This is a genomic window from Streptomyces sp. AMJ-169, from assembly GCF_055597585.1.
Genome location: NZ_JBVLTJ010000007.1, coordinates 343,865 through 367,219, shown reverse-complemented (window position 1 = coordinate 367,219; position 23,355 = coordinate 343,865). Strand labels below are relative to the sequence as shown.

General features: G+C 71.8%; 21 protein-coding genes. 8 read left to right on the top strand and 13 right to left on the bottom strand.

Annotation, left to right across the window (positions count from 1 at the left end; genetic code table 11):
- Window positions 1-19 precede the first annotated feature (19 nt).
- Together ACYUD3_RS20025 and ACYUD3_RS20020 are read right to left on the bottom strand one after the other, a co-directional pair.
- A complete protein-coding gene (locus ACYUD3_RS20025) occupies window positions 20-904 on the bottom strand; it encodes an RNA polymerase sigma factor SigF (protein WP_470971723.1) in 885 nt (294 codons plus the stop codon).
- A gap of 110 nt (window positions 905-1,014) precedes the next feature.
- Window positions 1,015-1,794, bottom strand: a complete 780-nt coding sequence (locus ACYUD3_RS20020) for a class I SAM-dependent methyltransferase (RefSeq protein WP_470971721.1) — start codon at window positions 1,792-1,794, stop codon at window positions 1,015-1,017.
- A 131-nt stretch (window positions 1,795-1,925) separates the two neighbouring features.
- Here ACYUD3_RS20020 and ACYUD3_RS20015 point away from each other — a divergent pair, with 131 nt between their 5' ends.
- On the top strand, window positions 1,926-2,252 hold the full coding sequence (locus ACYUD3_RS20015; protein ID WP_470971720.1) for a helix-turn-helix domain-containing protein: 327 nt from the start codon (window positions 1,926-1,928) through the stop codon (window positions 2,250-2,252).
- Between the two features lie 6 nt (window positions 2,253-2,258).
- Here the strand turns inward: ACYUD3_RS20015 and ACYUD3_RS20010 are convergent, their stop codons facing one another.
- The 3 genes from ACYUD3_RS20010 to ACYUD3_RS20000 form a co-directional block, all read right to left on the bottom strand.
- A complete protein-coding gene (locus ACYUD3_RS20010) occupies window positions 2,259-2,852 on the bottom strand; it encodes a ClpP family protease (RefSeq protein ID WP_470971718.1) in 594 nt (197 codons plus the stop codon).
- Between the two features lie 2 nt (window positions 2,853-2,854).
- Window positions 2,855-3,478 carry an ATP-dependent Clp protease proteolytic subunit gene (locus ACYUD3_RS20005; RefSeq protein ID WP_470971717.1) on the bottom strand — a complete coding sequence of 208 codons (624 nt, stop codon included), beginning with the start codon at window positions 3,476-3,478 and terminating at the stop codon, window positions 2,855-2,857.
- A 93-nt stretch (window positions 3,479-3,571) separates the two neighbouring features.
- The gene (locus tag ACYUD3_RS20000) at window positions 3,572-4,768 is read right to left on the bottom strand and encodes an epoxide hydrolase family protein (RefSeq protein ID WP_470971715.1); all 1,197 of its coding nucleotides are present in this window, start codon (window positions 4,766-4,768) and stop codon (window positions 3,572-3,574) included.
- Window positions 4,769-4,924: 156 nt separating this feature from the next.
- Between ACYUD3_RS20000 and ACYUD3_RS19995 the strand changes: the two genes are divergently transcribed.
- Window positions 4,925-5,407: a VOC family protein gene (locus tag ACYUD3_RS19995; RefSeq protein WP_470971714.1), complete on the top strand. Its 483-nt coding sequence runs from the start codon at window positions 4,925-4,927 to the stop codon at window positions 5,405-5,407.
- A gap of 87 nt (window positions 5,408-5,494) precedes the next feature.
- Here the strand turns inward: ACYUD3_RS19995 and ACYUD3_RS19990 are convergent, their stop codons facing one another.
- Genes ACYUD3_RS19990 through ACYUD3_RS19980 form a run of 3 tightly spaced genes read right to left on the bottom strand, consistent with a single transcriptional unit; the run spans window position 5,495 to window position 8,834 of the window.
- Window positions 5,495-6,361, bottom strand: a complete 867-nt coding sequence (locus tag ACYUD3_RS19990; protein ID WP_470971712.1) for a geranyl diphosphate 2-C-methyltransferase — start codon at window positions 6,359-6,361, stop codon at window positions 5,495-5,497.
- An 11-nt stretch (window positions 6,362-6,372) separates the two neighbouring features.
- A complete protein-coding gene (locus ACYUD3_RS19985) occupies window positions 6,373-7,407 on the bottom strand; it encodes a terpene synthase family protein (RefSeq protein ID WP_470971711.1) in 1,035 nt (344 codons plus the stop codon).
- Window positions 7,404-8,834, bottom strand: a complete 1,431-nt coding sequence (locus tag ACYUD3_RS19980) for a family 2B encapsulin nanocompartment shell protein (protein ID WP_470971710.1) — start codon at window positions 8,832-8,834, stop codon at window positions 7,404-7,406. Before ACYUD3_RS19980 ends, ACYUD3_RS19985 begins: the two co-directional genes overlap by 4 nt.
- Before the next feature lie 224 nt (window positions 8,835-9,058).
- On the opposite strand from ACYUD3_RS19980, the gene ACYUD3_RS19975 reads away from it, so the two are divergent.
- The 5 genes from ACYUD3_RS19975 (at window position 9,059) to ACYUD3_RS19955 (ending at window position 14,640) form a co-directional block, all read left to right on the top strand.
- The gene (locus ACYUD3_RS19975; RefSeq protein ID WP_470971708.1) at window positions 9,059-9,862 is read left to right on the top strand and encodes a VOC family protein; all 804 of its coding nucleotides are present in this window, start codon (window positions 9,059-9,061) and stop codon (window positions 9,860-9,862) included.
- 18 nt (window positions 9,863-9,880) lie between these two features.
- Window positions 9,881-10,600, top strand: a complete 720-nt coding sequence (locus ACYUD3_RS19970) for a ribonuclease H family protein (protein ID WP_470971707.1) — start codon at window positions 9,881-9,883, stop codon at window positions 10,598-10,600.
- A gap of 176 nt (window positions 10,601-10,776) precedes the next feature.
- Window positions 10,777-11,985 (top strand): FAD-dependent monooxygenase, encoded by a 1,209-nt coding sequence (locus ACYUD3_RS19965; protein ID WP_470971706.1) that lies wholly within the window; start codon window positions 10,777-10,779, stop codon window positions 11,983-11,985.
- Window positions 11,986-12,100: 115 nt separating this feature from the next.
- Window positions 12,101-13,561: an MFS transporter gene (locus ACYUD3_RS19960; RefSeq protein WP_470971704.1), complete on the top strand. Its 1,461-nt coding sequence runs from the start codon at window positions 12,101-12,103 to the stop codon at window positions 13,559-13,561.
- A 365-nt stretch (window positions 13,562-13,926) separates the two neighbouring features.
- Window positions 13,927-14,640 (top strand): TetR/AcrR family transcriptional regulator, encoded by a 714-nt coding sequence (locus tag ACYUD3_RS19955; protein WP_470971703.1) that lies wholly within the window; start codon window positions 13,927-13,929, stop codon window positions 14,638-14,640.
- A gap of 195 nt (window positions 14,641-14,835) precedes the next feature.
- Here ACYUD3_RS19955 and ACYUD3_RS19950 read toward each other — a convergent pair whose 3' ends face one another.
- A complete protein-coding gene (locus ACYUD3_RS19950) occupies window positions 14,836-16,524 on the bottom strand; it encodes a cholesterol oxidase substrate-binding domain-containing protein (protein WP_470971702.1) in 1,689 nt (562 codons plus the stop codon).
- Between the two features lie 139 nt (window positions 16,525-16,663).
- Between ACYUD3_RS19950 and ACYUD3_RS19945 the strand changes: the two genes are divergently transcribed.
- A complete protein-coding gene (locus ACYUD3_RS19945) occupies window positions 16,664-17,647 on the top strand; it encodes an aldo/keto reductase (protein ID WP_470971700.1) in 984 nt (327 codons plus the stop codon).
- Between the two features lie 52 nt (window positions 17,648-17,699).
- Here ACYUD3_RS19945 and ACYUD3_RS19940 read toward each other — a convergent pair whose 3' ends face one another.
- The 4 genes from ACYUD3_RS19940 to ACYUD3_RS19925 form a co-directional block, all read right to left on the bottom strand.
- Entirely contained in the window at window positions 17,700-18,743 is a 1,044-nt protein-coding gene (locus tag ACYUD3_RS19940) for a hypothetical protein (RefSeq protein WP_470971699.1), read from the bottom strand.
- An 82-nt stretch (window positions 18,744-18,825) separates the two neighbouring features.
- Complete coding sequence (locus ACYUD3_RS19935; RefSeq protein WP_470971697.1) at window positions 18,826-20,418, bottom strand: serine/threonine protein kinase; 1,593 nt, start codon at window positions 20,416-20,418, stop codon at window positions 18,826-18,828.
- Between the two features lie 122 nt (window positions 20,419-20,540).
- Entirely contained in the window at window positions 20,541-21,980 is a 1,440-nt protein-coding gene (locus ACYUD3_RS19930) for a CAP domain-containing protein (protein WP_470971695.1), read from the bottom strand.
- A gap of 142 nt (window positions 21,981-22,122) precedes the next feature.
- Window positions 22,123-23,325 carry a serine hydrolase domain-containing protein gene (locus ACYUD3_RS19925; RefSeq protein ID WP_470971970.1) on the bottom strand — a complete coding sequence of 401 codons (1,203 nt, stop codon included), beginning with the start codon at window positions 23,323-23,325 and terminating at the stop codon, window positions 22,123-22,125.
- Between the last annotated feature and the right edge of the window lie 30 nt (window positions 23,326-23,355).

The following is a 23,355-nucleotide window of genomic DNA, read 5'->3' as shown; positions in this document are numbered from 1 at the left end:
AGCTCGGTGAAAAGGGACCTCAGGCGATACCGAGTTCGCCCAGCATCCCCTCCCGCAGCCGGGTGATGATCCGCTTGATCAGCCGTGAGACGTGCATCTGTGAACACCCCAGCTGCGCGCCGATCTCCGCCTGCGTCGCCTCCTCGACGAACCGCAGATGCAGGATGCGCCGGTCGCGTTCGCTGAGGCCGGCCATCAGCGGGGCCAGCGCGTGGAAGTCCTCGACGAGCGCGAGCCCGCTCTCCTCGACGCCGATGAAGTCCGCGAGGACGGCCTCCCCGCCGTCGCTCCCGTCGCCGCCGGTGAGGGCCGCGTCCAGGGAGGAGGAGGTGTAGCCGTTGGCGGCGATCTGCGCCTCGACGACCTCCCGTTCGGAGACGTCCATCAGGGTCGCCAGCTCCGCGACCGTCGGCTCCCGGTCGAGCCGTCCGGCCAGCTCGTCGCGCGCCTTCGCCAGCTCCACCCGCAGCTCCTGGAGCCGGCGCGGCACATGCACCGCCCAGGTGGTGTCCCGGAAGAACCGCTTGATCTCGCCGACGATGTACGGCAGCGCGAACGACGTGAACTCGACCTCGCGCTCCGGCTCGAACCGGTCGATCGCCTTGATCAGCCCGATCATCCCGGTCTGGACGACGTCCTCCATGTCGTCCCCGCGGCCCCGGAACCGGCCGGCCGCGAACCGCACCAGCGACATGTTCATCTCGATGAGCGTGTTGCGCGCGTACTGGTACTCGTGCGTGCCCTCCTCCAGCTCACCGAGGCGCCGGAAGAACTGGCGCGACAGCTCGCGTGCGTCACGCGGGGCCACGCTGCGTGGCTCCGTCACGCCCGGCAACGGCGACCGCCCTCCGCCGCCGGTCTCCTCGACTGATCGCGTCCGCGTTCCGATCACGGCGGTGCGCATGCCCTCTCCCTCGTTGCGTCACGGTTCCCGGGTCCCCGTGCGAACGGGCCCGTCACGAGGGCCCACTCACCCGGCGACTACCCGCCCTCGCCCGCCGCATGCGCCCGCGCTCACGCCAACGTGCGGCGGGCGGTGAGGAGTTCGTGGAGGTAGCGTTTGGTGACCGTGCCCCCGTAGTCCCGCTCGATCAGCTCCCGCACCCCCCTGAGCAGCCCCGCGCGGGCCGGCGCGGGCAGCGCGAGATGGTTCGAGTAGGTGAGCAGCACCTCCAGGTAGCCGTCCGCCGTGTACGTGATGTCCTGGGTGAACTGCCGTACGACGACATCGGTACAGCGCGGGTCGCATGCGAACTCATCGAAGTCGGTGGCCACTTGGGAAACGTCCTTGAGGAGCGACCCGGTTGGGGTCCCCGGCATCCAACGCTCGTAGTGCGCCTGGGAGTCGTGGAAGAACTGCGTGTCCCCTCCGGCGACGTGCTCGGTCGTCACCACCGCCAGCACTCCGCCGTTCTTCAGCGCCGCAGCCGTCCGCCCCACCCGGTGCGCTGGGTCCAGCCAGTGCCACGCCGTCGCGCACGCCACCAGGTCGTACTCCTGGGCGGGCGTCCAGTGGTCGAAGTCGGCCACGGCGATCTCCGCGCGCGGGAAGCCGGCCAGATTGCGCCGGGCGACGGACGCGAGGGAGGCGCCCAGTTCGACGCCGGTGATCCGGCAGCCGGTCGCCGCGAGCGGGACGGTGAGCTTTCCGGTGCCCGGCGCGATCTCCAACACGCTGCTCTCCGGGCCCAGTTCGGCCACCGACACCAACTCGGCGACCAGCTCCGGGGGATACCTGGGCCGTACCCGGTCGTACCGCTCCGCGACCGCGTCGAACGTCTCCCGCAGCTCCATGGACCTCCGCCTTCCCTCTTCCCTACGGCCGAACGGAGATCTTCGCGCCCGGACCTCACGCGCGATTTTCCCCGTTCGGCCCACGGCGAAGCCCCCTCCTCCCGCCGCCCGCACCCCCCTAGGCTGGGAAGGTGAGCGACGACAAGCAGGCCCGCGTGGTCCCCCTCAAGCCGCAAGCCGTCCGTGAGCCCCTGTGGCGGGATCTCGTCGGAGACGTGCTGCGCAGTGAACGGCAGTCCCAGGAGCGGACGTTGAAGGACGTCGCCGAGGCGGCGCGGATCTCGATGCCGTATCTGTCGGAGGTGGAGCGGGGCCGCAAGGAGGCCTCCTCCGAGGTGCTCGCGGCTGCCGCCCACGCCCTCGGGCTGAGCCTCGGCGACCTCCTCGTCCGCGTGCACGGCGAACTGGCCCGCACCCCCGCCCGCCGCCGGACCGACGGACTCTGCCTCGCCGCCTGAGCCGGCTCAGCGGCGGGCCAGGACCTCGTCCGCCAGGCCGTACGCGACCGCCTCCTGGGCCGTGAAGACCTTGTCGCGGTCCATGTCGGCGCGCAGCGTCGCGGGGCTCTGGCCGGTGTGGCGGGACAGGACCTCCTCCACCTGGGTGCGGATGCGGACCATCTCCTTCGCCTGGAGGGCGAGGTCCGAGACCGTGCCCCGCTGCCCTCCCGACGCCGGCTGGCCCAGCAGCACGCGGGCGTGCTCCAGGACGAACCGGCGGCCCGGGTCGCCGCCCGCCAGCAGCACCGCCGCCGTCGAGGCCGCCTGGCCGACGCAGAACGTCGACACCGGCGCCTTGATGTAGCTCATCGTGTCGTAGATCGCCATCAGCGAAGTGAACGAGCCCCCGGGCGAGTTGATGTACAGGGCGATCTCGTTCTCCGGTGCCGCCGACTCCAGGTGCAGGAGCTGCGCGATGACGACGTTGGCCACGCCGTCGTCGATCTCCGTGCTGAGGAAGATGATCCGCTCCGACAGCAGCCGGCTGTAGATGTCGTAGGACCGCTCGCCGCCCTGCGGGGTGCGCTCTACGACGTACGGAATCGTGTAGCTCGCCATGGTCACAGCCCCATCCGCCGGGCCGGCGCCGCCGGGCGCAGGTCGGACAGGGACGTGACGATCCGGTCGACCATGCCGTACTCGCGGGCCTCCTCGGCGGTGAACCAGCGGTCGCGGTCGCCGTCGCGGGAGACCGTCTCCGGGGTCTGGCCGGTGCGGGCGGCGGTGATGCGCTCAATGGTGCGCTTGGTGTGCTCCAAGTTCTCCGCCTGGATCTCGATGTCGGCGGTGGTGCCGCCGATCCCGGCGGACGGCTGGTGCATCATCACGCGGGCGTTGGGCAGCGCGTACCGCTTGCCCGGGGCGCCCACGGTCAGCAGGAACTGGCCCATGCTGGCCGCGAACCCCATCACGAGGGTCGCCACGTCGTTGGGCACCAGCTCCATCGTGTCGTGGATCGCGAGGCCCGAATGCACCTCTCCACCCGGGGAGTTGATGCACAGGACGATGTCCGAGCGCGGGTCCTGCGCCGACAGGATCAGCAGTTGCGTGCAGACGCGCTGCGCGGACACCTCGTCGACCTGCGTGCCCAGGAAGACCATGCGCTGGCCGAGGAGCCGGCCCGCCAGCTGGTCGTCGAAGCGGGTCGGCTGGGTTTCGCCGTCCGCGAGAGTGAGTGGAGTCATCGGTTCTCCCGAAGTTGTCGTCGGTGACTCCACTCTCGATCCGCCGCCGGCCTCAGCCCCCTTTTCTCTGCCCTCGGCAGATCTGCCGAGGGCCTAACCCTTCTCGCGCAGCTCCCTGAAGAACGCCCGCACGTCCCCCACCAGCAGATCCGGCTCCTCCAGCGCCGCGAAGTGCCCGCCGCGGTCGTACTCGGTCCAGCGGACGATGTTCTCCGTGCGCTCCGCCTTGTGCCGCAGCGGGATCTGGAGTTCGGCCGGGAAGAGGGCGAGCGCGGTCGGGGCGGTGGACGGCAGGTCGGGGCGGGCGAAGCGGCCGGAGGTGGTGTGGGCGCGCTCGAAGTACAGGCGGGACGCCGAACCGGCCGTCCCCGTCAGCCAGTACACCATCACGTTCGTCAGCAGCAGATCCCGCGAGATGGCCTCCTCGGGCCGCTCACCGGAGTCCGTCCACTCGCGGAACTTCTCGATGATCCACGCGAGTTGGCCGACCGGCGAGTCCGTGAGGCCGTACGCGAGGGTCTGCGGGCGGGTCGCGTGGACGGCGGCGTACGCGGAGGCGTCGGCCGTCCACTCCCGCCAGTGCGCCCACGACCTCAGCGTCCGCTCGCGCTCCGCCGGGCTCAGGGCCGACAGTTCCTCCTCGGTCGGCTCGGTGGTCGCCTGCGCGCCCGGCAGCAGGTTCAGATGCACCCCGATCAGCCGGTCCGGATGCGCGCGGCCCAGCTCGCGGGAGATGCCCGCGCCCCAGTCGCCGCCCTGCGCCCCGAACCGCCCGTACCCGAGCCGGGTCATCAGCTCGGCCCACGCGTCCGCGACCCGCCCGGCCTCCCAGCCGCTCTCGGCGGTCGGCCCGGAGAAGCCGTAGCCGGGGATGCTGGGGACGACGACGTGGAAGGCGTCGGCCGCGTCGCCGCCGTGCGCCACCGGGTCGGTGAGCGGTCCGACGACGTCCAGGAACTCGACGAACGAGCCGGGCCAGCCGTGGGTGAGCAGCAGCGGGGTCGCGTCCGGCTCGGGGGAGCGGATGTGCGCGAAGTGGACGTGCGCGCCGTCTATCTCGGTCGTGAACTGCGGCCACTCGTTCAGCCGGGCCTCGGCCGCCCGCCAGTCGTACTCGTGGCGCCAGTAGGCGGCCAGCTCCCGCAGATAGTCCACCGGGACCCCGTACAGCCAGCCCGCGCCGGGGACCTGGTCGGGCCAGCGGGCGCGGTCGAGGCGGTCGTGCAGTTCGTCCAGCTCGGACTGGGGGATGTCGATCCGGAACGGATGGATTCCCGGGTGAGTCGTCATGATCCGGATGCTAGTTCGGGGCCGCCGGGGTGCCGAGTGGATTTCGGACCGGATTTCCGCCGGATTTTCCGTCCGGGGGACCGATGAGTTCGCGGGGGCACGGGGGTCGATACCCATGACCGTACCCGCGACCGACGTACCCCCCCGGGAGAGCCGATGAGCACCGACGGATTCACCACCTGCCTCTGGTTCGACGACCAGGCCGAGGCCGCCGCCCACTACTACGTCTCCCTCTTCGACAACGCCGCGCTCGGCAAGGTCTCCCGCTACCCCGAGGGCGCGCCGATGCCCGCCGGGACCGTCCTGACCGTGGAGTTCACCGCCAACGGCCAGAAGTTCGTCGCCCTCAACGGCGGCCCCCAGTTCACCTTCACCGAGGCGATCTCCTTCCAGATCTACTGCGCCGGCCAGGCGGAGGTCGACCGCTACTGGGACCGGTTCACCGAGGACGGCGGCGAGCCCGGCCCCTGCGGCTGGATCAAGGACCGCTACGGCCTGTCCTGGCAGGTCGTCCCCACCGGCCTGCCCGACCTGATCGCCGACCCCGACCCGCAGAAGGCGGCCCGCGCGACCAAGGCGATGATGGCCATGAGCAAGCTCGACCTCGCCGAGGTCCAGAGGGCGCACGCGGGCGAGTGAACCGCCGCTGAACACGGAGAACGGCGGCCCCGGGATCCGGGGCCGCCGTCCTGTCCCACTACCTGTCTACCGCAGCGGACCCGGGACTCAGACCCGGTCTGCCACTATCAGCAAGTACTGGAAGCTGCCGTTGCGATAGGCGTCGATGAACGTTTCTTCGATCCCGGTCACCAGATGCTCCGCGCCGGCCCGCAGCTCCCAGTACGGCAGGGTCGCCGCCGTCAGGTCCTCGACGTGGACCGGGACCAGCCGGTTGCGGGCCATCGCCCGGAAGTACTCCGACCTGGGGTGGATGTCGCAGATGTAGTGCGCGTTGATCAGTGACACCTCGCGGGAGGCCCGCCCGTAGGCGTCGTTGTAGCAGCCCGTGACGGTGACGTAGCGCCCGCCCCGGCGCAGCAGCCGCGCGTGCTCCGCGAAGAGCAGGTCCAGCTCGACGTACATCGTGGACTCGTTGTTCCACGACGCCGCGTACGCCCCTGAGGTGAGGCCGGTGTCCAGCATGTTGCGGTGGTGGTAGGCCACCTTGCCGTCGATGCCCCGCTTGCGCGCCTGCTCGTTCGCGAACGCCGCCTGCTTCGCGGAGATCGTCACACCGTCGGCCGCGCAGCCGTAGCGCAGATGCGCGGTCACGCTGCCGCCGCCCCGGCCGCAGCCCGCGTCGAAGACCCGGTCCTGGGCCGTCAGCGGGCCGAGGTGACCGGCCAGGAGTTCGGCCTGGGCGTGCTCCAGGCGGTGCAGTTCGGCCGTGATCCGTTCACCGCGCAGGGCCGGATCAGGTTCGTCCAGGACGCTCCAGTCGGCCTCGCCGATGCCGTAGTGATGGTGGTACAGGTCGTCGATCCGGCCCAGATCGAGGTTGACGGGGTTCTCCTCCGCGTTCCAGTACGCGGCGACGCTGCCTTGGTACACGGACAGTGCGGGCGCGAATCCGGGTTCCTGCGTGGTGGTCAACTGACGGCTCCTTACCAGTAGTCGGGCAGGTGGTAGCGGTGGGTGTTGGTGGCGTGCCACTCGTGGTTGCCGGCCACCCAGTCGTCCAGGCCCTGCGCGTACCGCTCCACCAGCGGTGACAGCGCGGCGAGCGCCGCGGACTCCTCCTCGAAGGCCGTCATGATCTCGTTGTGGATCCCGACGGCCCTCAGATAGGCGTTCTTCAGCCCGCGCCCCTCGTTGGCGGCGACGACCTGAGGCAGATTGAGATGGTCGGGGTCGCCGGCCAGCTCCTTCGTGAACGAGTAGAGATCGTTGACGAGCGTGGTCGCGTTGCTCGCCAGCGCGGTGATCCGCTGGATCTCGGGGCGCGAGTAGAACTGCTCGGGCAGCTCGTAGCCGTCGATGGCGTCGACCATCCCGAGACAGGGGCGGAAGTTGTTGAACTGCCGCATCACCAGGTACTCCCAGACCTGCGGCCGGTACCGGGTCTCGCCCCAGCCGGCCTCGCCGAGATAGCCGAGGTGCAGCCGCGCGATGTCGTGCAGGAACCGGGTGACCTGGCTGGGCGAGGCGATCGCCGCGTAGTCCTTCAGCCCCCAGAAGTACGACCGCAGCGAGCTGTCGCCCTGCATGCCCCGCAGCCACTCCTCGGTGACGTCCGCCGGGCCGTGGTAGGGGTCGAGCGCGGACTGCGCGATGATCAGCCGCCCGCCGAGCCCGGTGCGCGAGCCGCCTTTGTCCTCGTCCTCCTCGCAGTAGGTGTTGTCGACGATGTTCTCCGCGAGCAGCAGCTTGCCCGCGACGACCAGCCGCTCCATGTCCAGCGCCCGGGGATGCTGGAGGACGACGGCCCGCCCGAACTGGAAGCCCGCGAAGTCCCCGTCCCAGGCCGCCGGGAACAGATCCAGCTCCTTGGCCCACTCCTCGAGGCGCCGGTCGACCTCCGCCGCCTTCGCCGGGTCGGCGGGCTCGACCTGCCGGTACTTGAGCCCCGGGATCGCCCCCGTGCGGCGCGCGTCCAGCCGCGCGAAGGGCGCCGGGGGGCCGGGCAGCGCGTAGCTCATTCGGGCATCCGCCCGATCTGCACGTTCTCCAGGATCCCGGCGGCGTCCGGCACCAGCACGGCCATCGAGTAGTAGGCGGTGACGAGGTACTGGATGATCGCGCTCTGGTCGATCCCCATGAACCGCACGTTCAGCCCCGGCTGGAACTCCTCCGGGATGCCCGTCTGATACAGCCCCACGACGCCCTGGTCGGCCTCGCCGGTGCGCAGCGCGATGATGCTGCTGGTGTGCCCGCCGGTCACCGGGATCTTGCTGCACGGGAAGATCGGCACCCCCCGCCACGCCGGCACCTGATGCCCCTCGACGTCCGCGCCGCCCGGCACCAGACCGCGCCGGTTGCACTGCCGGAAGAACGCCGCGATCGCCTTCGGATGCGCCAGGAACAGCTTGGTCTTGCGGCGCATCGCCAGCAGCTCGTCCATGTCGTCCGGGGTCGGCGGCCCGGTGTAGGTGCTGATCCGCTGGGAGTGGTCGGTGTTGTGCAGCAGCCCGAACTCGCGGTTGTTGACCAGCTCCCACTCCTGCCGCTCGCGGATCTCCTCGACGGTGAGCCGCAGTTGCTGGCGGGTCTGGTCCATCGGGTCGTTGTAGAGGTCGGCGACCCGGGTGTGCACCTTCAGCACGGTCTGCGTGAGCGACAGTTCGTACTCGCGCGGGGCCAGGTCGTAGTCGACGAAGCCGCTGCCGATCGTCGGCTCGCCCACATGGCCCGCCTGGAGCGGCACCTCGGCCTCGCCCTTGCGGTTCATCGGCAGCGCCTGCCGCGCGGCGAACGCCGCCAGGTGCGCGGCGAGCGACGGCACCCGGCCGGTCAGCTCCAGCAGCGCCGTCCAGGGCAGCGCCATCACCACCCCGGCCGTCTCCGCCCGCACCGACGTCAGCCACAGCGGATCGGCCTGCCCCACGGCCTCGTCGCCCAGCTGATCGCCGTCCGTGACGACCCCGAGGACCTGCTCCTCGCCGTAGGGGCCGGTCGTGAACCGGGTCAGCCGGGCGTGCACGACGACGTACGCCTCCGTGACCGGCTGCCCCGCCTCGTACAGCACCTCACCGGCGCGCACCTCCCGCACCCGGAAGCGGCCCGCCAGCTCGGTCAGGACCTCGGTGTCGTCGTAACCCCGCAGCGCCGGCAGTTCGGACAGGGTCGGCGGGACGATCCGGATGTCGTCCGCGCCGTTGTGCTCGAACTGCACCCGGCCCCGGCCGACCCGCAGCTGGAGCCGGCGGTTCACCCGGTAGGTGCCGCCCTTCACATCGACCCAGGGCAGCATGCGCAGCAGCCAGCGCGAGCTGATCCCCTGCATCTGGGGCTCGGACTTGGTGGTCGTCGTCAGCTGCCGGGCCGCCCGGGTGCTGAGGCTGGTCAGCTCGGGCGGCTCGGGGGCCTCGACGCCGGCGGGGCCGACGGTGTCGTCGGGTGTGGACACAGGGGTCTCCCAGAAAAAGTGGACATCGGAAGCGGATGCGTACATTCAGCCAACCCGTTGATCGCAGCGCCGGGTAAGGCGTGAAGGGGGCGGGAAAGTGCGCCAGGCGCATAAACACGGGGTGTGGTGTGCGATGGGTGGTGAAGCGCTCGGCGCGCGCCCCCGCGCCCCGGTGACTAGCGTGGGCGGAAAGGACACCTCCACTGATCGGAAGGGGCGCGGTCATGGCCGTGCAGCCTGAAGGAACGCCCTGTTGGGCCGACGCGATGTTCACCGACCTGGACGGGGCCAAGCGCTTCTACGGCCAGGTCCTCGGCTGGACCTTCGGCGAGGCGGCGTCGGAGTTCGGCAGCTACACCCAGGCCTACGCCGACGGCAAGGCGGTCGCCGCCGTCGTACCGCCGATGCCGGGGCAGGAGGGGGAGAGCCACTCGCAGTGGTGCCTGTACTTCGCCTCCGCCGACGCCGCGGCCACCGCTCAGAAGATCCGCGCGGCCGGCGGCGAGGTCCTCATGGAGCCCATGAAGGTGGGCGACTTCGGCACGATGTGCCTCGCCCGGGAACCCAGCGGCGCCGTCTTCGGCGTCTGGCAGGCCGGCGCCCACGAGGGGTTCGAGGCGGTCGCCGTGCCCGGAGCCTACTGCTGGGCCGAGGTCTTCACCCGCGAGCCGGAGAAACCCGACGCGTTCTTCCCGGCCGTCTTCGGCTACAAGGTGAAGAAGATGGACGACGACGCCGTCGACTTCGGCGTCTACCACCTCGGCGACACCATGCTGCTCGGCCGCATGAGGATGGGCGAGGAGTTCCCGCCGCACGTCCCGTCGTACATCAACGTGTACTACGCCGTCGACGACTGCGACGCCGCCGTGAAACGGGCCGTCGACAGTGGCGGCATCCTCCGGTTCGGGCCGATGACCATGCCGTTCGGGCGGTTCGCGGCGCTCAGCGACCCGCAGGGCGCGCAGTTCTCGGTGATCGACGTGAAGACCACCGAGGGGGAGCCGCCGCCCATGACCGACGTGAGCTGACGCCGTCGCGGCCATGGCATGATCGTGCGCATGCGTGAACGAGTTGTGGCCGCGTGCGACGGGGCTTCGAAAGGCAACCCCGGGCCCGCGGGCTGGGCGTGGGTGATCTCCGACGGCGCCGAGGGACCGGACCGCTGGGCGGCCGGAGCGCTCGGCAGAGCGACCAACAACGTGGCCGAACTGACCGCGCTGCAAGAGCTGCTGGAGGCCACCGACCCGGCCGCGCCGCTGGAGGTCCGGATGGACTCCCAGTACGCGATGAAGGCGGTCACGACCTGGCTGCCGGGCTGGAAGCGCAACGGCTGGAAGACGTCCTCGGGCAAGCCGGTCGCCAACCAGGAACTGGTCGTCCGCATCGACGAGCTGCTCGGCGGGCGCGAGGTGGAGTTCCGCTACGTCCCCGCCCACCAGGTCGACGGCGACCCCCTGAACGACTTCGCGGACCGCGCGGCGAGCCAGGCGGCGATCGAGCAGGAGGCGGCGGGCAGCGAGTGGGGGTCGCCGGTGCCGCCGCCGTCGCCGCTCACCCCGTCCTCCGGGGGTGCGGCGCGGCGCAAGCCCGCGGCCCGCAAGCAGACCGGTGGGGGCGGGGGCGGCGCCGGCGGGGCGTCCTCGCGGACGCTCAAGGCGAAGTTCCCGGGGCGGTGCGTGTGCGGGCGGTCGTACGCGGCGGGGGAGCAGATCGCGAAGAACGGGCAGGGGTGGGGGCATCCGGAGTGCAGGGAGCTGGCGGGCTGAGGCGGCTTTGAGTCGCTGAGGCGGGGAGGCGGGGAGGCTTGGGGAGAGCTTTCCTGGAAGCTTTACCCAAAGGGGCGGTCGGCGGGAGTCGGCCGCCCCTTCTGCGTACCCGCGCCCCTTTTGGCTGCTACCCTGCGTCCTCTTCCCATCCACGTTCGGTCATTCCAGAGGTGCGCGTGAAGATCGCCTGCGTCGGCGGCGGCCCCGCCGGTCTGTATCTGTCGATCCTGCTGAAGCGGCGCGATCCGGCGCACGAGATCACCGTCCACGAACGGGGCGCGGAAGGCTCGACGTACGGCTGGGGGGTCACGTACTGGAGCGAACTCCTGGAGAAACTGCACGCCTACGACGAGGAGTCGGCCCGCGCGATCGACGCGGCGTCGGTGCGCTGGACCGAGGGCGTCGCGTACGTCGGCGACCGGCTGACCCGGCAGCCGGGGGACGAGGGGCACGGCATCGGCCGGCACAAGCTGCTGGAGATCCTCGCCGCGCGGGCCCGGGAGCTGGGGGTGCGGCTGGAGTTCGGGAGCGAGGTCACGCCCCAGGCGCTCACCGGACCGGACCTCTCCGGCGCCGACCTCGTCGTCGCCGCCGACGGAGTCCGCAGCACCCTGCGCTCCGTGCACCCCGACCGCTTCGGCGCCGAACTCACCGACGGCCGCAACTCCTACATCTGGCTCGGCACCACCAAGGTCTTCACCACCTTCACCTTCGCCTTCGTCGAGACCGGGCACGGCTGGATCTGGTGCTACGGCTACCCCTACGACGCCGACCACAGCACCTGCGTCATCGAATGCGCCCCCGAGACCCTGACCGGCCTCGCCCTCGACGGCCCCGACGCGCTGCCCGCCCTGGAGAAACTCTTCGCCCCCCTCCTCGACAACCACCCCCTCATCTCCGGAACGTCCGCCCAGTGGCTGAAGTTCCGCACCCTCACCAACAAGACCTGGCACCACGGAAACCTCGTCCTCCTCGGCGACGCCGCCCACACCACCCACTACTCGATCGGCGCCGGCACCACCCTCGCCCTGGAGGACGCGATGACCCTCGCCGACGCCCTCCGCGACCACCCGGACGACCTCGCACAGGCCCTCACCGCGTACGAGCACACCCGTAAAGCCGCCCTCCTCCCCACCCAGAGCGCGGCCCGCTACAGCGCCCAGTGGTACGAGAACCTCACCCGCTACATCCACCTCCCCCCGGAGCAGATGTTCGCGCTCCTCGGCCAGCGCCACTCACCGCTGCTGCCGTACGTGCCGCCCCAGCTCTACTACCGCCTCGACCGCGCGGCCGGCCGGCTGGAGGCGCTGCGCCGCTTCAAGCGCTGGCTGGGTCCCGTGGTGGCGCGCACGGTGCACTCCAGGGTGCTGACCGGGCGGAAGTGAGCCGGCGGACACCACCGCCGCGAGCCCCCGCGCGCCTTTGGTGAATGGCGATTCACTGTTACGGTGAATCGCCATTCACCATATTTTCGCACCGCGCAGGTCGCTGGAGTCGCCCATGGCATCGCCCGCACCGATATCCACGCCAGGACCGCGCCGGCGGCCCACCGTCCCGGTCCTGGCCTACGGCGGCATCCTGATGGCCGTCATGCAGACGGTCGTCGTCCCCCTCCTGCCCGACCTGCCCCGGCTGACCGGCTCCTCGGCCGCGGCGGTCTCCTGGATGGTCACCGCGTCCCTGCTCTCCGGCGCCGTCCTCACCCCCGTCCTCGGCCGCGCCGGCGACATGTACGGCAAACGCAAGGTCCTGCTGCTCTCCTTCTCGATGCTCGCCGTCGGCTCGGTGATCTGCGCCCTGACCTCACGCATCGAGATACTCGTCGCGGCCCGCGCGCTCCAGGGCGCCGCCTCCGCCGTCGTACCGCTCTCGATCAGCATCCTGCGCGACGAACTCCCGCCCGAGAAAAGGGGATCGGCGGTCGCGCTGATGAGTTCGACCGTCGGGATCGGCGCCGCGCTGGGGCTGCCGGCGGCGGCCATGGTGGTGCAGTACGCCAACTGGCACGTCATGTTCTGGCTGACCGGCGCCCTCGGCGCGATGGGCGTCGCGCTGCTGCGCTGGGCGGTGCCCGAGTCGCCGGTGCGCGAGCCGGGGAGGTTCGACGTGACCGGGGCGCTCGGGCTCGCCGCCGGGCTGAGCTGTCTGCTGCTCGGCGTCTCGCAGGGCGGGCAGTGGGGGTGGACCAGCGGCCGGATCACCGGGCTGTTCGCGGGGTCCGTGGTGCTTCTCGCCCTGTGGTGGTGGCAGCAACTGCGCGCCGAACGCCCGCTGGTGGACCTGAAGCTGGTGACCAGGCCGCGCGTCGGCCTCTCCCACGTCGCCGCGCTCCTCACCGGCTTCGCCTTCTACGCCAACTCGCTCGTGACGGCCCAGCTGGTCCAGGCGCCCAAGGCCACCGGGTACGGCCTCCAGCTGTCCATCGTCGAGACCGGTCTGTGCCTGCTGCCGGGCGGCGTCATCATGCTGGTGCTCTCCCCGGTCTCCGCGCGGATCTCCGCCGCGCGCGGCCCCAGGATCACGCTCTCCCTCGGCGCCGCCGTCATCGCCTGCGGCTACGCCGTCCGCATCTTCGACAGCCACTCCCTCGCCATGATCATGATCGGCGCGGCCGTCGTGGCGACCGGTACGACGCTCGCCTACTCGGCGCTGCCCTCGCTGATCCTGCGCGCGGTCCCGGCGCACCAGACGGCGTCCGCGAACGGCGTCAACGTCCTCATGCGGACGATCGGACAGGCGGTGTCCAGCGCGGCCGTCGCGGCGGTCCTGGTCCACCACACCAGCCTCGTCGGCGGGGCGCCCGTACCGACCCTGCACGGCTATCTGCTGGCCTTCGGCATCGCGGGCACGATCGCCCTCGCCGCGAGCGCGGTCGCACTGACGATCCCGGGCGACGGGAGGCCGGATCGGGACACGCGGGGGGTGTCGGCGGCGAGGGACGGGGCGTTGGAGGGAGCATGAGGGGTGTGAGTATTTCTGATGAGGTGGGGGTTGTGGGCGGCGAGGGTTTGGGCGGTGGGGGGAATCCGGGTGCTGGTGGGGTTTTGGGCGGCGGTGGGACTCCGGGCGTCGGGATTTCGCGCGGCGGCGGGATCGCAGGCGGTGGGGTTTTGGGCGGCGGTGGGGTTTCGCGTGGCGGCGGGATTTTGAGCGGCGAGGGCTCGGGCGGTGGTGGGATTCCGAGTGGCGGGGTCTCGGGCGGTGACGGGGTCTTGGGCGGCGGCGGGATTCCTGGCGGCGGGGTTTCGGGCGGTGACGGGGGCCCGGGGGGCGGGGGTTCCGGCGGCGGCGGGACTCCGGGCGGCGAGGTATCGGGCGGTGGAGATTTGGACGGTGCCGGGGTCCCGGGGGGCGGGTTCTCGGATGGTGCCGGGGTCCCGGGGGGCGGGATCTCGGGCGGTGACGGGGTCCCGAGCGGCGGTCCCTCCGGCGGTGCGGCAGAGGCCGCCAGCAAAGAAGCGCCCGTCCGCCGCGACGCCGAGGCCACCAAGGCCGCCATCCTCCGCGCCGCCCGGCATCTCCTCGCCCGGCAGCCCCGCGCCGACATCACCCTCAAGGCGGTCGCCGAAGGGGCGGGGGTGAGTGCGCCGTTGGTGCTGAAGTACTTCGGCAACAAGGAGGCCCTGTTCACGCGGGTGATGTCCTTCGACGCCGACGCGGAAGCCCTCCTCGACGCCCCGCTGGAGGAGCTGGGCCGGCACATGGTCCGCCATGTCGTCGAGGGCCAACGGGTGCGCGGCGCCGACCCGTTGCTGCGGATCGCGTTCGCGCCGCTGCACGGCGAGCACGGCGACACCGTCCGCGCCGGCTTCCGCGCCCAGGTCACCGACCGCCTCGCCGCCCGCCTGCCCGGCCCCGACGCCGGCCTGCGTGCCGAACTCGCCCTGGCCACCCTCCTAGGCCTCGGCGTCATGATCGGCATAGCGCGCGGCACCGATCTGCGCGCGGCCCCGGCGGAGGAGATCGAGGAGCGGTACGGGCCGACGGTCCAGGCACACTTGACGCCTCCGGGGTCCGGGGGGAGCGGCTCGCCCGGCTGACGCCTCCGACGCTCGGGGGAGCCGCTCGCCCAGCTGAGGGCTCCGACGCCCGGGGGAAGCGGCTCGCCCAGCTGATCCCTCCGGACACCCGGGGGGCTCGCCCAGCTGACCCCGGGGCTGCCCTAGGGCAGACCTCCAGCTGACCCCGGAGCCGTCAGGGCTGACCTCTGGATGTCCCGGTCCTTCAGAGGCGCCCTAAGGGAACAGCTTGTCGTGCAGCGGCGCCCTGAACACCCCGTGCGGATCGAGTTGCCGCAGCTCCCGTACGGCCTCCTCCCAGGCCGGCCCGAACGACTTCGGCACCGTCTCCCCGAGTACTTCCGCGTCGCTCCACGCGGCGTCGTCCGTATAGGCCCACCCCTTCGACCACTCCACCCGCGCGAGCGCGCGCGTCCCGTCGTACGCGGAGATCAGGAACTGCTCCAACTCCCGGTAGAACTCCTCCGCGTGGGGCGTCCCCGGCAGGGTCAGGATGTCCAGCCAGACGGCCGTGTCCCACTCGGGCCGCTCCGGCACCGGGCGCAGCGCCGACAGCAACGGGGGCCGCGCGCCGGGGAGTTCGGCGTCGGCGGGGTCGTCGAGCCCGGTCACCCGGATCTCCACGGCACCGTTGATGGGGAACCGCCCGCGCGCGGCGTACGCCTTCAGCTGCGCGCGGTAGAAGTCCGCGAACTCACTGACGACCTGCTGCACTTGGTCCCGCGAGGTCAGCACCGCGTACCCGTTGGCGTGCACCCGCAGGGTCGTCGGCCGGATGTACAGCAGCGTGTTCTTGGACGGCCCCCACAGATCGGCCGAGAACGTCGCCGCCAACCCCAGCCTGATGACGTCGAGTTGGGCATTGCCGAACGCCGGCGCCAGATACCAGGCCCCCTTGGCGAAGATCCGCCCCACGATATCCGCCACGACCGTCGGCAGACTGTCCGAGAAGGGGTAGTTGTACGGCGCCGTCACGCGCCGCGAGGCCAGCGGCTTCGTCGGCGCGACGCTCCACACCTTCAGCCACGGGAACTCGGTGAACGGGAACCAGATCGCCTCCACCCGCCCGGCGGACTCCACGAAACTCGCGAGCGTGCGCCCCTTGCTGCCGAACAACTCCTTGGCGGGGATGTCCAGCCGGCTCAGGCACCGCAGATTGCTGTCCGCGCCGACTCTGAGCACCACCTCGGTGACCAGCGCCCGCCCCAGGTGCGTGAGCAGCGCCGCGCACTCGGGCTCGTCCCGGGTGAACGTCCGCAGCGCGTAGGCCTCCCCGTCCCACACGACCGCCGTCAGCGACAGCACCCGGTTGCTCAGCGACCCGTACGTCTGCCCCGGGAGCCGGCTCTCCCCGGCCGCCGGCACGGCCGTCCCGTGCCCGTCGATCGCCAGCGCCCCGCCCAGCGTCAGGTCCCCCGGCGCGGGCACGGCGGTCATGCCCAGGCCGTGGCCCTCCAGGAAGCCCAGCAGGGTCTCCATGTGCACACCCGCGCCCGCGCGTACGGCCGTCGGGGAGTCGAGGGAGACGTCCGTGAGGTGTGTCGACGTGTCGACGAGGAGGACTCGCGCGTCCGCCTTCGTGTCCTCGGCCAGCGTCAGCGGGGACCAGCCGTGCGAGGAGCCCCGCGCGCGGGCCGTCCAGCCCTGCCGCCAGGCCCAGTTGACGGCGTCCAGCGCCTGCCCGGCTGTCTTCGGCGCGCACGCCCACAGGCCGTGCGCGGTGATCGTGCCGTCCCAGTTGCGGTACGCGGTGCGGTAGAGGGCGATGTCCGCGGGGAAGTCCGGGAGTTGCTCGGCGGCGACCGCCGGGTCCGCGGCTATCAGGACGGGGACGGCGGCGGCGAGGGCGGCGGCGGTGCGGAGGAAGCCTCGGCGGGGGAGGCCGGCGTTCGGATGATCATTCACATGATCAAGCTAAGCGACGATCAAGGGTTTTCGGCCACTTGTCGCAATAGATCACTCGTGTGAGTGACAGGCGCACCGGCCCCGCCACCCCCTCCGGCCTCGGTTCCGCGTTGTCAGTCCCGGATGACACACTGCACACATGAACGAGCGCGAATTCGTCAGGGCCGGTCTGCACGCTTCCGTGGTGGGCCTCGGCACCTGGCAGCTGGGGGCCGACTGGGGCGACGTGGACGACAAGGAGGCCCAGGCGGTCCTCGCCGCCGCCGTCGAGTCGGGGGTGACGTTCTTCGACACCGCCGACGTCTACGGCGACGGCCGCAGCGAGCAGACCATCGCCGCGTTCCTGCGCTCCCGCCCGGAACTGGACGTCTTCGTCGCGACCAAGATGGGCCGCCGCGTCGAGCAGATCCCGCAGAACTACGTCCTGGACAACTTCCGCGCGTGGAACGACCGTTCGCGCCGCAACCTGGGGGTCGACCGGCTCGACCTGGTCCAGCTGCACTGCCCGCCCACCCCCGTCTACTCCTCCGACGAGGTGTTCGACGCCCTCGACACCCTGGTCGCGGAGGAGCGCATCGCGCACTACGGCGTGAGCGTCGAGACCTGCGCCGAGGCGCTCACCGCGATCGCCCGCCCCGGTGTCGCCAGCGTCCAGATCATCCTCAACCCGTTCCGCCTCAAGCCCCTCGCCGAGGTCCTCCCGGCCGCCGAGAAGGCCGGCGTCGGCATCATCGCGCGCGTACCGCTCGCCTCCGGCCTGCTGTCCGGCAAGTACACCAAGGACACGGTGTTCCCGGAGAACGACCACCGCACCTACAACCGGCACGGCGAGTCCTTCGACCAGGGCGAGACCTTCTCCGGCGTCGACTACGCGACCGGCGTCGAGGCCGCCGTCGAGTTCGCCGCGCTCGCCCCCGAGGGCTGGACCCCGGCCCAGCTCGCCCTGCGCTGGATCATCGACCAGCCCGGCGTCACCACCGTCATCCCCGGCGCCCGCACCCCCGGGCAGGCCCGCGCCAACGCGAGCGCGGCGGACCTGCCCGAACTGCCCGGGGAGACGCTGACGGCGATCCGCGAGCTGTACGACCGGCGGATCAAGGAGCAGGTCGAGGGCCGCTGGTAGCGATGACTCGGGGGCCGCAAGTCCGACTGCGGCCCCCGGACTCACCGTTCGGCTACTCGGCGCCGCGCGCCTTGCGCAGAGAGGTGATGCAGCTCCCGATCGCCTCCTGCAACTCCTCCAGCTGCTTGACCATGTCGTCCTCGTAGAAGTCCTGCGCGTCGTCGAAGGTCAGCTCCTCGAAGACCTTCGTGGCGCGCTGGAGGCTGCTGTAGAACTTGGTCCGCCGCTCCTGGACCCGCAGTTCGGGGTCGGCCTCGACGGTCTCCACGACGAGGTTCTTCATCGTGTCGTAGGCCTCGCTCGCCCACTCGCCGGCGTCCTCGCCGTCGTCCAGCTCGTCGATCAGCGACAGATGCCGCTCGGCCTCCTCGCGCAGCGCCACGGGCGCGTCGATGGTCTGCCCGGCCGGCGTCTTCACCTGCCCCGACTCGGCGATCTGCCGGACGTACCCGATCCGGTCCGCCGAACGGCTCTCGGTCGCCACGGCCTTCTTGAGATCGTCGGTGCGCACGACGTCCCGGGCCAGCTCGGCCTGGAGCGTCGGGTCCTCCTTGATCCGGTCGAGCAGCGCCGCGCGCGCCGCGCGGGCCGTCGAGGGGTCGGCGAGGATCGCGGCCCGCAGCGCCGTCGGGTTCTCGGCCACCTCCAGCGCCTTCGTCGGCCGGATGCCCTCCGCCTCGGCCGCCTCGCTGATCGCGGTCCCGCGCTCGGAGGTCGCGCTGGAGCGGGACACGTAGTACGTCAACCACACGTCGGCGTCCGGGAGTTCGACGTCCTGGCCGGGCGCCAGCTCCTCGAAGTGCGGGACGAGACCGTCGTCGGCCGCCTTGTCCCACGCCTTGTAGTACCGCATCACGCGCTCGGGAGAACAGCCGGCCAGCTCCGCGAACTCCTTCGCGGACACCTTCTCCGTCTCGGCCGCGCTCTGGCCGCCCGGCCGCACACTGCGCGCCACCTTCAGCCCGAAGGCCCACCCACCGGTCCGCGCGTACACCCCGAACTCCCGGGCGTCGCGCGCGACGGGCTCGGACACGGGCGACCAGGTGCCCTCGGCCGGCTCGGCGGACATCTCGGACGGGTCGATCGCTAGGGTCACGGAAGACTCTCCTGTAGAACAGCTCGCCATACGAACATGCAGACCGGCAGCCTATATCGACCCGTTGATGATGCTTTGCCACTCACTGCGCACTGGGCTTGAACGTTTCGAAAAAGGTCCGGAGCGCTTTGAGATTGTCCGACTTTTCATAGTCGGCGGCCGGGGTCGACCAGCGCAGCGAGAAGCTGGTGTGGTCCCCGATCAGGAAACCACGCCCGAAGGTGCGCACCGACGTCCCGTGCCCGTCGTCGGCCACCCACTCCATGTCGGCCGCCTTGAAACCCTGGTACGTCGTCGCCCGGATCTCCCCGAGCCGCCGGAACCCGCTCAGCTCCTCAAGACCCGGCTCGACGTCGTCGCGCCACACCGCCACCGGGTCCGGGCCGACCCGCTCGCTGTAGGTGACGGCGAGCGTCCGGGGATCGCCCTTCGCCCCGAACGTGACCCGGTACGCCAGCTCCCCCTGCCGCTTGGTCTCCACCCGCCCCCAGCCCTTCGGCAGGGCCACCGAGAAGCCCTCGGCCGCGCGGAAGACGGTGAACTCGGCGGAGGGGGAGGGGGAAGGAGTCGGCGACGGCTTGGCCGACGGTGACGCGGACGGCGTGGGCGCGGGGCTGCCCGCCTCCTCGGCAGGGGCCGTCGACGGCGTCACCGGGGCGGTCGGCCGGGCCTGGGCGTCACTGCTCGCGTCGTCCCCGGGCACCTGCTGGGTCGCGGCGAGCGCGGCCACCGCGACGGTGACGACCGCGAGCGCAGTCCCCGCCGCCATCGCCCGCCCCCGCCACCGGGGCGCGTTCAGCGCGGCGTACGCCCGCCGCAGCCGGGGCGCGGGCGACAGATGCGGGTTCTCGTCCAGCGTCTGCGTCAGCGCCTGCCGGACGACCGTACGCGTCAGCCGCTCGCGGGAGTCCTTGCGCAGCAGGCCCTGCACGGTCGAGGCGAGCGGGCCCGCGCGCAGCGGGGTGCGCAGGGGGAGCCGGTCCACGCTCCGCAGGGTCGCGTCGGGCCGGTCGCGGTCGCGGAACGGCGGGCGGCCCTCCAGGAGCGTGTACAGGATCGCGCCGAGCGCCCACAGGTCGGCCGCCGGGCCGATCCGCTCGTCGCGGGCCTGCTCGGGCGAGGCGTACGCCGGGGCCGCGACCCGGGGCGAGAGCGTCGCGCCGACGAGCCCGAAGCCGGTGAGGACGACAGGGCCCTGGTCGCGCACGAAGATCTGCCCGGGGCTCAGCTCGCCGTGCGTGATGCCCTCGCCGTGCGCCGCCTCCAGGACGTCGAGCACCTCCAGGCCGATCGCGGCGGCCCGCGCGGGGTGGAACGAGCCCTGCTGCTCGATGAGCTGCCCGAGCGGCAGCCCGTCGATCCACTCGGTGACGGTCCACAGCGAGCCGTCCTCCACGACCGCGTCCTGGACCGCCGCGATCCGCCCCGGGCACAGCCGCACCATCGTCTGCGCCATCCGCAGCACCCCGCGCGCCGCCTGCCGGGCGTCCTCCAGGGAGGTGCCCTGCGGCAGCCCGATCCGGGTGACCAGGCACGGCCGCTCCTCCCCGTCCCCCGTGCCGTCGTAACTTCCGTACCAGCTGACGCGGTTGGGCTCCCTGTGGACGACGTCGAGGAGCCGATATCTGCCGGCGATCAACTCGTGTGTGGAGCCGTGCGCCTTGACCATGGTCATCCCTCGCTGAACCCCCGGACTGGCCTTTCCCACAGGTACGGCGCACAGGGATCGGTGCGTTCAAAGGAAGCGGAAGTTCCGGCGGGAGTCTGTCATGTCTGCGTTCGACGCGTTCGAACGGCTCAGGCGCCGAACAGCTGGGTCCAGTACGTCCCGCTGGGGCCGCCGCCCGCGAAGCCGACCCCCAAGTGCGTGAAATCCGGCTTGAGGATGTTGGCGCGGTGCCCGGGGCTGTTCATCCAGCCCTCGACGACCTCGGCGGGGGAGCGCTGGCCGCAGGCTATGTTCTCCCCGATCGTCCGCCGCGCGGACCCCGCGGCCGCCGCGCGGTCCCAGGGCTGGCCGCCCTCGGGGTCGGTGTGGGAGTAGAAGCACCGGGTCACCATGTCCGCGCAGTGCGCCCGCGCCGCCCGCGCCAGCGGACCGTCCGGCGCCAGCGGGGCGAGACCGGCCCGCGCCCGCTCCCGGTTGGTGAGGTCCAGCACCTCGGCCTCCGCCCGCGCGAGCCCCGCCGGGGTGAGCGGCGCCGCCCATATCGCCGTCCAGAACACGTCCCCCGAGCGCCCCTGTTCCCGCTCCACCGCGACATGCGTGAACGCCGGGTCCTGGAGCGTACGGCGGGTCTCCTCCGTCTCCATGCAGTAGCGCACGAAGTCGGCGGGGGTGCGGGGGCCGGAGACGACCTGTTCGCCGACGGTCAGGTACTGGTACCCCGCGTCCGTGACCCGCTGGAACACCGAGCGGCCGTCCTGCCCCTCGATGCCGAGCCGGCCGGCGCCCGCCATGGCCGAGGCGTGCTGCCGGGCGGCCCGGCCGAGGCGGGCGTCCAGTGTGACGGGCGGTGAACCGGCGCGGGCGCGGGCGGGGTTGAGGAGGGCGAGGAGGCCCTCGGGGTCGGGGGTGGCGTCGGGTGAGGGGGTGAGGCCGGGGGGAGTGTGCCAGGCGGTGACGGGGGGCCGGGGAGCGGGCCTTGCCGGAGCCGGCGCTGGCGTCTGGCGGGCGGGACCGGTCGGTGTGGATGTGGTCGGCCGGGGTGAGGCCGGCCCCTGTGCCGGATGCGAGGCCGGGTGAGGGGCTGCCCCCTCGTCCGCCACGTCCACCCCGAAGTCCCTTGCCAGGCCCGCCAGCCCGTCCGCGTACCCCTGTCCGATCGCGCGCAGTTTCCAGGCGCCCGCCCTGCGGTAGACCTCGGCGAGCAGCAGGACCGTCTCCTGGCGGACCGGCGGGGGAGTGAAGCGGGCGACGGTCCGGCCGCGCGGGTCGGTGACCTGGAGGGCCGGCGCGGGCAGCCGGGCGAGGGGGGTGCCGGGGTCGGCGGGGCTGACGACCAGCGTGACCCGCGTCGCCCCGCCGCGCAGGCCCGCCGGGTCCAGCGTCAGCGTGTCACCGCTGAGCCGGGCGCCGGGAGCCGTCGGCTGGTTGAAGAACACGAAGTCGGCGTCGCCCCGGACCTTTCCCCCGTCGTCCGTGATCAACGCGCTCACGTCGAACGGGCCGGACACCCGGACGGTCACCGCACCGCCCGGGAGAGGCACATTGCCTCCGGGAACCAACTCGCTCATCCTGCCGCCTCGCTGTCCGCCGCACCGCCCCGAAGGGCCTTACGCGGAGAACGGGTGACGCAGCGTGACGGTTCCCGGTCCGGTGAAGAAGGATCATCGGCTTGTACGCCCAGCCTTCTTCGGGCACACGCCGGACGCCCCCTCAGTCCAGCACCACCCCCGCCGCCAGGTCGTCGTGCCGCTCGTACACCGGCGCCGGCGCCACCCGCGACCCCGCCCCCTTCCCGCAGAACACCGACTCCAGCGTCCGCAGCATGGTGTTGTGCACCTTCCCGCTGTTGGAGACGTTCGCGAGCGCGGCGAAACTGCGTCCGCCGTCCTTCGTGGTGAACGCGTAGCTGTAGTAGCCCTGCACGGCGCCCGTGTGCCCGTACACCGACACCCCGCACGACAGGTCGCGCCGCCGCAGCCCCAGCCCGTACGCCTGCGCGCTCCCGGCCGGCACCCAGCTCTGCATCTGCTTCAGTCCGGCCGCCGACATCAGGCGCCCGCGCATCAGCGCGGACAGGAACGTGTCGAGGTCCCGCGCGCTGGAGATGACCGCGCCCGCGCTCTGCGCCCAGGACACGGTCTGCCGGGTCGCGTCGACCAGGGGCGCGCCCGCCTGGTCGGGAGTGAGGTACCCGCGCGCGTAGCGGCCCGGGAGGGCGGTGGAGGGGTGGACGTAGGAGGTGTCGGTGAGCTTCAGCGGGGTGATGATCCGCTTCTGGTACCCGGTCGCCACCGGATGCCCGGTCAGCTTCTCGATGAGCATCCCGGCGACCACGAAGTTGGTGTTCGAGTAGGTGTAGGGCCCGCCCGGCCGCGTGGTGCGCGCGTGCTTCAGGGAGAGCGCGACGAGCTGACGGTAGGTGAAGACCTTGGTGCGCACGGCCTCGAAGCCGGACACCGACTGCGCGAACATGTCGTTGCTGTAGTCGTACAGGCCGCTGCGGTGGCTGAGCACATGGCGGACGGTGATCCGGTCGTCCGGCAGCAGTCCCGGGAGGTAGCGGTTGACGGGGGCGTCGAGCGACAGCTTCTTCTCGTCCGCCAGTTGCAGCAGGACGACCGCCGAGAACACCTTGGTGACGCTGCCGATGCGGAACCGGTCGGCCGTGCTCATCGCCCGGTTCGTGGAGCGGTCGGCGACCCCGGTGACCGCTTCGCGAACCTTCCCCTGGTCGTCGATCCGGGCCAGCACCCCGGGCGCGCCCTGCTGTTGGGCGGTGCGCATGACGCTGCGCAGCCCGGTCATGTCCGGGGGTGCCGCCTTTTCGGGAGCCATGGCCTGGGCGGGGGCGGCGAGCAGCGACAGGGAGAGCGTTCCCGCCGCGCCGCCGAGCAGACGTACCCAAGGGGACATCTTCACGCGAGGCAAATCATCTCCATTCGT

Bases quoted from the DNA above. Each gene is read 5' to 3' on its own strand.
- ACYUD3_RS20025 (WP_470971723.1), bottom strand. From the start codon at position 904: ATGCGCACCGCCGTGATCGGAACGCGGACGCGATCAGTCGAGGAGACC.
- ACYUD3_RS20020 (WP_470971721.1), bottom strand. From the start codon at position 1,794: ATGGAGCTGCGGGAGACGTTCGACGCGGTCGCGGAGCGGTACGACCGG.
- ACYUD3_RS20010 (WP_470971718.1), bottom strand. From the start codon at position 2,852: ATGGCGAGCTACACGATTCCGTACGTCGTAGAGCGCACCCCGCAGGGC.
- ACYUD3_RS20005 (WP_470971717.1), bottom strand. From the start codon at position 3,478: ATGACTCCACTCACTCTCGCGGACGGCGAAACCCAGCCGACCCGCTTC.
- ACYUD3_RS20000 (WP_470971715.1), bottom strand. From the start codon at position 4,768: ATGACGACTCACCCGGGAATCCATCCGTTCCGGATCGACATCCCCCAG.
- ACYUD3_RS19995 (WP_470971714.1), top strand. From the start codon at position 4,925: ATGAGCACCGACGGATTCACCACCTGCCTCTGGTTCGACGACCAGGCC.
- ACYUD3_RS19985 (WP_470971711.1), bottom strand. From the start codon at position 7,407: ATGAGCTACGCGCTGCCCGGCCCCCCGGCGCCCTTCGCGCGGCTGGAC.
- ACYUD3_RS19975 (WP_470971708.1), top strand. From the start codon at position 9,059: ATGGCCGTGCAGCCTGAAGGAACGCCCTGTTGGGCCGACGCGATGTTC.
- ACYUD3_RS19970 (WP_470971707.1), top strand. From the start codon at position 9,881: ATGATCGTGCGCATGCGTGAACGAGTTGTGGCCGCGTGCGACGGGGCT.
- ACYUD3_RS19960 (WP_470971704.1), top strand. From the start codon at position 12,101: ATGGCATCGCCCGCACCGATATCCACGCCAGGACCGCGCCGGCGGCCC.
- ACYUD3_RS19945 (WP_470971700.1), top strand. From the start codon at position 16,664: ATGAACGAGCGCGAATTCGTCAGGGCCGGTCTGCACGCTTCCGTGGTG.
- ACYUD3_RS19935 (WP_470971697.1), bottom strand. From the start codon at position 20,418: ATGACCATGGTCAAGGCGCACGGCTCCACACACGAGTTGATCGCCGGC.
- ACYUD3_RS19930 (WP_470971695.1), bottom strand. From the start codon at position 21,980: ATGAGCGAGTTGGTTCCCGGAGGCAATGTGCCTCTCCCGGGCGGTGCG.
- ACYUD3_RS19925 (WP_470971970.1), bottom strand. From the start codon at position 23,325: ATGTCCCCTTGGGTACGTCTGCTCGGCGGCGCGGCGGGAACGCTCTCC.